The 5816-nt window shown below is 75.3% G+C and carries 3 protein-coding genes and 3 pseudogenes; 5 read left to right on the top strand and 1 reads right to left on the bottom strand.

Annotation, left to right across the window (positions count from 1 at the left end; translation table 11 throughout):
- A pseudogene (locus AAHZ94_RS27220) lies at positions 1–200 on the bottom strand (hypothetical protein); the annotation flags it as partial.
- A gap of 4 nt (positions 201–204) precedes the next feature.
- Between AAHZ94_RS27220 and AAHZ94_RS27215 the strand changes: the two are divergent.
- The 5 genes and pseudogenes from AAHZ94_RS27215 to AAHZ94_RS27190 form a co-directional block, all read left to right on the top strand.
- Entirely contained in the window at positions 205–510 is a 306-nt protein-coding gene (locus tag AAHZ94_RS27215) for a pantoate--beta-alanine ligase (protein ID WP_502964798.1), read from the top strand.
- A 134-nt stretch (positions 511–644) separates the two neighbouring features.
- A pseudogene (locus AAHZ94_RS27210) lies at positions 645–2762 on the top strand (L-aspartate oxidase); the annotation flags it as partial.
- Between the two features lie 182 nt (positions 2763–2944).
- Positions 2945–3991 (top strand): carboxylating nicotinate-nucleotide diphosphorylase, encoded by a 1047-nt coding sequence (gene nadC, locus AAHZ94_RS27200; RefSeq protein WP_502964797.1) that lies wholly within the window; start codon positions 2945–2947, stop codon positions 3989–3991.
- Positions 3991–4788 carry a type III pantothenate kinase gene (locus AAHZ94_RS27195; RefSeq protein ID WP_349996058.1) on the top strand — a complete coding sequence of 266 codons (798 nt, stop codon included), beginning with the start codon at positions 3991–3993 and terminating at the stop codon, positions 4786–4788. Before nadC ends, AAHZ94_RS27195 begins: the two co-directional genes overlap by 1 nt.
- An 848-nt stretch (positions 4789–5636) precedes the next feature.
- A pseudogene (locus tag AAHZ94_RS27190) lies at positions 5637–5816 on the top strand (hypothetical protein); the annotation flags it as partial.

Raw genomic sequence — 5816 nt, 5'->3', positions numbered from 1 at the left:
CCCCCCCCCCTCTTCTCCCCCCCCCCCCCCCCCCCCCCCCCCCCGCCGCGCGGGGGGGGGGGGCGCTCTGGTTTAAGGCCCCCCCCCCCCCCCCCCCCCCCCACGCCGCTGATGGGCGAGACGGAGCTGACGGCGGGCGTGGCCCCGAGTCTGAACGGCAGGGCGGGCGCCGCCGCGACCGGCCCCGGCCTCCTCGGCACGGGGGTGGGCCACGCCGTCGCGGGCGCCGCCATCCGCGCCAGGCCCGCGCCCGGCACACCACCGCGGGCCGCGGACCGGGTGCCGCCGGGCGCCGTGCGGGAGGCCGCGCGTGCCGTGCTGGCCGAGGCGACCAGCGCCGACCCACCGCTGGTCATCGACTATCTGGCGCTGGTCGACCCGGCCAACTTCACCGAGGTCGACGACGACTACGTGGGCGAGGCGGTGCTCGCGGTCGCGGCCCGGGTCGGCACCACCCGCCTCATCGACAACATCCGCCTGGAGTTCGTGGGCCGGGGAGGCAAGCCATGACCGACAAGCCCGGGGCAGGCCCCCGCACCGGCCACGCGGGCGCGGACCCGCGTCCCACGGATGCCGCGGGCTTCACGGACTCCGCGGACGCCGCGGACTTCACGGGCGCCGTGGCGGACGCGGCCGACCGCGGCCTGGGCCCCGGCGCGGCCCAGGACCCCGGCGTGCGGTTGTACGCGCCCGAACCGGGCTGGGCGATCGACGCCGACGTGGTGGTGGTCGGCTCCGGCGTGGCCGGGCTGACGGTGGCGCTGCGCTGCGCCGCGGCGGGCGCATCGGTCACCGTCGTCACCAAGGCCAGGCTCGACGACGGGTCCACGCGCTGGGCCCAGGGCGGCATCGCCGCGGCCCTGGGCGAGGGCGACACGCCGGCGCAGCACCGGGACGACACGCTGGTCGCGGGCGCCGGGCTGTGCGACGGGGCGGCCGTGCACACCCTGGTCACCGAGGGCCCCGGCGCCGTACACCGGCTCATCGCCACCGGGGCGCACTTCGACAGCGACGCCGCCACCGGCGAGATCCTGCTCACCCGCGAGGGTGGTCACCACCGCCGGCGCATCGTCCATGCGGGCGGTGACGCGACCGGCGCCGAGATATCCCGGGCGCTGGTCGAGGCCGTCCGCACGGCGGGCACACCGGCGCCGACACCGGCACGCCTGTCAACACCGGACGCGCAGCGAGCACCGGACGCGCAGCGAGCAGCGGACGCACCGCAAGCCGCGGACGCGCCGCAGGCCCCAGCAGCCCCGGCCGCCCCGGCCGCACCCGCCGTGCGCCCCGGTCGGATCGAGACCATCGAGAACGCCCTCGTGCTCGACCTGCTCAGGGACCGGGCGGGGCGGGCCGCGGGCGTGACCCTGCACGTGATGGGCGAGGGCCAGCGGGACGGCGTCGGGGCGGTGCGGGCCCGGCACGTCGTGCTCGCCACCGGTGGCATGGGCCAGGTCTTCTCGGCGACCACCAACCCGGCGGTCTCCACCGGCGACGGCGTGGCGCTCGCGCTGCGCGCCGGCGCCGAGGTCTCCGACCTGGAGTTCGTTCAGTTCCACCCGACGGTGTTGTGGCTCGGCCCGGACGCTGAGGGCCAGCAGCCGCTGATCTCCGAGGCGGTGCGCGGCGAGGGCGCGTACCTGGTGGACGCCGACGGCACCCGGTTCATGGTCGGCCAGCACGAACTCGCGGAGCTGGCCCCGCGCGACATCGTCGCCAAGGGCATCACGCGCCGCATGCAGGAGCGCGGCGCCGAGCACATGTACCTGGACGCCCGGCACTTCGGCGCCGCCATGTGGGAGCAGCGCTTCCCGACGATCCTCGCGGCTTGCCGGGCGCACGGCATCGACCCGGTGACCGAGCCGATCCCGGTCGCCCCGGCCGCGCACTACGCCAGCGGCGGCGTACGGACCGACCTGCGCGGCCGTACGACGGTGCCGGGCCTGTACGCCTGCGGCGAGGTGGCCTGCACCGGTGTGCACGGCGCGAACCGGCTGGCCTCCAACTCCCTCCTCGAAGGGCTGGTCTTCGCGGAACGCATCGCGGCCGACATCACGGCGCGCACCCTGCCTGCCGGCGCCGTTCCCGGTGGGGCTGCTCCCGCCGGCACGATCTCCGCAGGCACCGCGGCGTCAGCTACCTCTGCCGGCACCGTTCCCGCTGGCACGACGGCCACTGGCGCCGCTGCCGGTGGCGTCACTCCCGCTGGCACCACCACCCCGGCTGCTCCTGTCGGCACCAGCCCCGCAGGCACCGCGACCACCGGCACCAGCCCCTCCGCCAGCGCGCTCACCGACACCACGGCGACCACCCGCACGAGCCCCGCCGGCAGCGTGCCCCCCCACCCCACCGCGGTCACCGAAACGCCGTCGGCACAGCCCACCCACCCGACTCCCCTGCTCGCCCCCGAAGCACGGTTCGCCGTGCAGCGGATCATGACGACGGGGGCCGGAGTGCTGCGTTCCGGAGCGAGCCTGCGGCGGGCCGCGCAGCAGCTCGACCAGTTGCACGAGGACGCCGCGCAGGCGCTCGCCGCCGACGGCAAGACCGCCGAGCCCGGCGTGGAGACCTGGGAGGCCACCAACCTGCTGCTGGTCGCCCGGGCGCTGGTCACCGCCGCGCTGCGGCGTGCGGAGACCCGCGGCTGCCACTGGCGCGAGGACTGCCCGGACCGGGACGACGCCTGGCGCCACCACCTGCTGGTCACCCTGCGCCCGGACCGGACGCTGGCCGTCCGCCCGTCGCAGAGCCCCGACTTCCCGCCCGTACGATATGGCCCCGGCGAGCGGCCCCCGGCCACCGCCGGACCCTCCGCAGAGCCGTCTGCTGGACCCTCCACAGAGCCGTCCGCCGGACCCTCCGCAGAGCCGCCCGCCGGCGCCGAACAGGCCCCGGCCGGTTCCCCTTCCGCCGAAGACAGCCCCACCGACCTCATCCAGGAGTCGTGACCGTGAGCACTCCCGACGACAGCACCCAGCCAGCGGACCTCCCGCTGCTCCAGATCGGCGGCCCGGCCGCCGGGGGAGCGGGCGGGGCCGGTGGCTGCGGCGACGGCTGCGGCTGCGGGGCGCCGGACGGCGCGTACGGCCTCGATCCGCTGGAGTGCGGGCTCGACCCCGACCTGGCCGCGCTGCTGGTCACCGCCGGGCTCGACCCGGTGCAGGTCGAGGACATCGCGCACATGGCGATCGAGGAGGACCTCGACCGCGGCGTGGACGTCACCACCGTGGCGACCATCCCCGAGGACGCGCAGGCCACCGGCGACTTCACCGCGCGCGAGGCCGGCACGGTGGCCGGCCTTCGGATCGCCGAGGCGATCCTGTCGGTGGTGTGCACCGACGCGTTCGAGGTCGAGCGGCACGCCGAGGACGGCGACCGGGTCGCCGCGGGCGAGAAGCTGCTGACCGTCCGCACCCGCACCCGCGACCTGCTGACCGGCGAGCGCAGCGCGCTCAACCTGATGTGCCGACTGTCCGGCGTCGCCACCGCCACCCGCGCCTGGGCGGACGCGCTGGAGGGCACCGGCGCCGCCGTCCGCGACACCCGCAAGACCACGCCCGGGCTGCGCGCCCTGGAGAAGTACGCGGTGCGCTGCGGCGGCGGCGTCAACCACCGCATGTCGCTCTCGGACGCGGCGCTGATCAAGGACAACCACGTGATCGCGGCCGGTGGCGTGGCGGCGGCGTTCAAGGCGGTACGGGAGGAGTTCCCGGGGCTGCCGATCGAGGTCGAGGTGGACCGGATCGACCAGATCGAGCCGGTGCTCGCGGAGGGCGCCGAGCTGATCCTGCTGGACAACTTCACGCCCGAGCAGACCCGGGAGGCCGTCGCCCTGGTCGCCGGCCGGGCCAAGCTGGAGTCATCGGGCCGGCTCACGCTGGACAACGCGCGCGCGTACGCGGAGACGGGCGTGGACTACCTCGCGGTCGGCGCGCTCACCCACTCGTCGCCCATTCTCGACATCGGCCTGGACCTGCGGGAGGAGGACTGATGCTGCTCACCATCGACGTCGGCAACACGCACACCGTGCTCGGCCTGTTCGACGGCGAGGAGATCGTCGAGCACTGGCGCATCTCCACCGACGCCCGCCGCACCGCCGACGAACTGGCCGTACTGCTGCACGGCCTGATGGGCATGCACCCGCTGCTCGGCGAGGAACTCGGCGACGGCATCGAGGGCATCGCCATCTGTTCCACCGTCCCCTCGGTCCTGCACGAGCTCCGCGAGGTCACCCGCCGCTACTACGGCGACGTGCCGGCCGTCCTGGTCGAGCCGGGCGTCAAGACCGGCGTGCCGATCCTGATGGACCATCCCAAGGAGGTCGGCGCCGACCGCATCATCAACGCGCTGGCGGCGGTCGAGCTCTACGAGGGCCCGTGCGTGGTCGTGGACTTCGGCACGGCGACCACGTTCGACGCGGTGAGCGCGCGCGGCGAGTACGTCGGCGGCGTCATCGCCCCCGGCATCGAGATCTCCGTGGAGGCGCTCGGCGTCAAGGGCGCCCAACTCCGCAAGATCGAACTGGCCCGCCCGCGCAGCGTGATCGGCAAGAACACGGTCGAGGCCATGCAGTCCGGCATCCTGTACGGGTTCGCCGGCCAGGTGGACGGCGTGGTGGCCCGGATGGCCAGGGAACTGGCCGACGACCCCGACGACGTCACCGTCATCGCCACCGGCGGCCTCGCCCCGCTGGTCCTCGGCGAAGCCGCCGTCATCGACGAACACGAGCCCTGGCTCACGCTGATAGGGCTCCGCCTGGTCTACGAGCGCAACGTCTCCCGCACGTGATCCGCTGCCCCGCCTGATCCGCTTCCGGGCCGGGCCCCGCCCCTGCGCGCGATCCGCTCCCGGGCCGGCCCCGCCCCACCCGGGCGCCCGCTCCCCTGCCAAGGCGGGCCGGTCTTCCGGGGCCGGGCCCGCCGCCGTAACTCATCCGCCGGCGCGCCCGGTCCGCTGCCGCGCCCGGTCGCGGAATGGCTGGGCCCGGGCGCGGCGCGTACGACGCGTACCGGCGGGCTGGTCCCGCGCGGAGCGGGGAGTTACGGCTGTGCCGTGTGCGGTCCGGGTGGCGTCTTCGGCGCATGGCGCGCGGTCGAAGCCGGTGTTCCGCGTCCGTGTTCCGCGTCCGTGTTCCGACCGGGGTTCGGTGGCCGCCGAATTCTCCTTCTCGTGGTGCACTTCTCGCCGGTTGCTCATCCCCGCTTGTTTCCGTTCACATAAGCGCGAAACGGCTCGTAATTCTTCGCTTTAGGTCGCCGCGTGTTCTGGCCATCGCCTTGTCCGATCACACGGACCGGTATTGCGGATTCCCACCCGCCACCTGGCCCAGCGACAACACCCCGGCACCGATCCCGAGCCCGGCCGGAGTTCCGCCCGAGCCCGGCCCGCTACCCGCCCACTTCTTCGCCGATCGGCGCGTACGGCGGTACGACCGGACGACGGTACGGCCGTACGACGGCGGCCCCGCCCGCACCCCGCGCCCGCGCCCACCTGCGCACTCCCACTCACAGCCCGCGCCCCGCCCCACCCAGACGCGTACCTCCACCCACCTGCGCACCCCGCCCAAGGCGCAAGCAGGGCACGCCCGGTACCGCGCACTAAGCGACATTTGTCTGGTAAGCACTTAAAGTCGTTTCATGCCCACGCCCTATGGATCGCGAGGCGGTATGGCGTTCAGCGCAGATGAGCTGCGCGTTCTCCGGCGTGCCCTCGCGCTCGCGCTCGAACCGACCACCGCCGTCCCCGCCCCCGCGGCGGCCCCGCCCGGCGCGGATGCCGCGGCCCGGGCCGCACCGCCGCGCCCGGCCCCCCCCCCC

The sequence above is a fragment of the Streptomyces sp. HSW2009 genome, from assembly GCF_040240285.1.
GTDB lineage: Bacteria > Actinomycetota > Actinomycetes > Streptomycetales > Streptomycetaceae > Streptomyces.
Note: the sequence above shows the minus strand (reverse complement) of the source record. Positions and strands in the feature narration are given on the sequence as shown.